Origin of the sequence: Mesorhizobium sp. M7A.F.Ca.CA.001.10.2.1, assembly GCF_003998575.1 — a bacterium.
GTDB lineage: Bacteria > Pseudomonadota > Alphaproteobacteria > Rhizobiales > Rhizobiaceae > Mesorhizobium.
In genome coordinates, this window is record NZ_RZQY01000854.1 from 1 (window position 1) to 2,118 (window position 2,118).

Annotated in this window: 1 protein-coding gene; it reads right to left on the bottom strand. The window is 66.4% G+C overall.

The features are described 5' to 3' along the window. Positions 1–2,118, bottom strand: a 2,118-nt coding sequence (locus EN964_RS32625) for a non-ribosomal peptide synthetase (RefSeq protein ID WP_127277311.1), incomplete at both ends; no start/stop codon positions are given.

Here is a 2,118-nt window from a genome sequence, read left to right on the forward strand (position 1 = left end):
GCTGTAGAGCGGGCTGCCGCGGAACAGCACGACGGGCGCGGTGCGGATCAATGTCTTGACCACCCAGAAGCGGAAGTAACGCACGCCCCAGATGGGAAACGCCTCCGCCTTCCAGCGGCCGACCAGCACCCATTTGGCGATGACGGCAAAGCCCGACATGCCGAAGAACACGGCGGCCGAAAGCGCCACGCACCTGATGTAGAGCTGCAGCGGATCGTCGAGCGCGTCATACATCCAGTTGAGGCCGTCATTGACCGCCCACAAGGCGCCATAGCTGTAGAGCGCGTAGAACAGCAGCTGTGCGGCGCCGCAGGTCCAGTAGGCGAAATTCGAGGCCCGGCGGGTGAGGACGGGCTCGTTGGTGGCCGTCGTCATCTCGTCCGCCACGCCCAGGTGGAGCGCGAGCCGTGCCACGGTCGGGTGGAGGTAGATGTCGCGCATCGACGCCGTCGCCCATTCCTTCCTGGTGCGCAGGCGGGCGCAGAAATGCGCCATCAGCAGCGAGTTGGCGCCGAGATCGTCGAAGAAATTGTCCTCGACGGACACTTCTTCGAATTTCAGCACCGCGGCCAGTGCGTCGGCGAGGAAACGCTCGTCGTCATTGGCGGGCGCGACCATGGCGCGATCGCCCGAAAGCCGCACGCTTGTCGGCTTCGGCAGCTGGCGCAAATCCACCTTGTTGGAAACCGTCATCGGGATAACAGGCAGTTCCTCCAGATAGGAGGGCACCATGTAGTCGGGCAGCCGCCGCTTCATCGTCCTGGCGAGGTCGGCGCGCGAGATCGCCTTCTGGCCGGCCTTGGGGGCGTAATAGGCGACGAGTTCGACGCGGCCGGGCTCGATCTCCCAGGTGGTGACCGCAGCCTGGGCGATCTCGGGCTGGTCGAGCAGCACCGCCTCGATCTCGCCGAGCTCGATGCGGTAGCCGCGGATCTTCACCTGGGTGTCGATGCGGCCGTTATACTCGATCTCGCTTTGGTCGTTGATGCGGCCAAGGTCGCCGGTCCGGTAGATGCGCCTGGACGGATTGTTCGGCAGGCCGACGAAATCGGCGATGAATTTCTGCTCGGTCAGGTCGGGCCTGTTGAGATAGCCGACCGCGAGCCCGATGCCGGCAATGCCGATCTCGCCCAGTTCGCCGGGCTCGGCAAGCTGCGGCAGCGATGCGTCGAGGATGACGATCGAGTATGTCGGCAGCGGCGCGCCGATGGTGACGGGGCTGTCCGGCGTCAGCGCGCCCATTGTGGCGGTGACGGTCGCCTCGGTCGGGCCATAGGTGTTGAGGATCTGCCGCCCCGGCTTCGACCAGCGCACCACCAGATTGTGCGGGCAGGCCTCGCCGCCGACCAGCAGCGTGCGCAGGCTGGGCACATCCGACGTCATCGACGACAGCAGCGTCGGGCTGCAGGCGATGCAGGTGATGTCATGGAGCCGCAGGAAATCGGCCAGTTCCTCGCCTACCAGCGGCATCTGGCCCGGTGCCGGCACCACCGTCGCGCCGGCGACGAACGGCACCCAGATCTCTTCGGAGGAAAAGTCGAAGGCGATCGTCATGCCCTGATAGACGCGGTCGCCCGGCCGGTAGCCGTAGGAGGCGGCGGCGACGCGGATGAAATTGACGAAACTCTGGTGCTTGATGACCACGCCCTTGGGCTTGCCCGTGGTGCCCGAGGTGTAGAGGATGTAGCAGGTGTCGTCCGATGAAGCGGCCTTCGCATGCGGCTTCAGCGGCGCGTCGGACTGTCCGGAGATTTCAGCGGCGGCGCTGTCGATAAGGAGATGCGGGACGGGCAGCTGACCGGCGCGCGACGCGTAGGCGGCGATGGTGACGATCAGGCTGACGCCGGCGTCTTCGATGATGAGCGCCATCCGCTCCTCGGGGAAGGCGGTCGCCAGCGGCACGAAGGCAGCGCCCGCCTTCATCACGGCGAGCAGCGCGACATAGGTCTCCGCCGAGCGGTCGAGGATGAGCCCGACGCGGTGGCCCGGCCGCACGCCGCGCTTGACCAGCAGGCGGGCGAACTGGTTGGCGCGGCTGTCCAGTTCCCGATAGGTCCAGACACGCCCGTCCGAGATCACCGCCGGCAGCGCTGCAAACATGTCGGCGAGCTGTTCGAA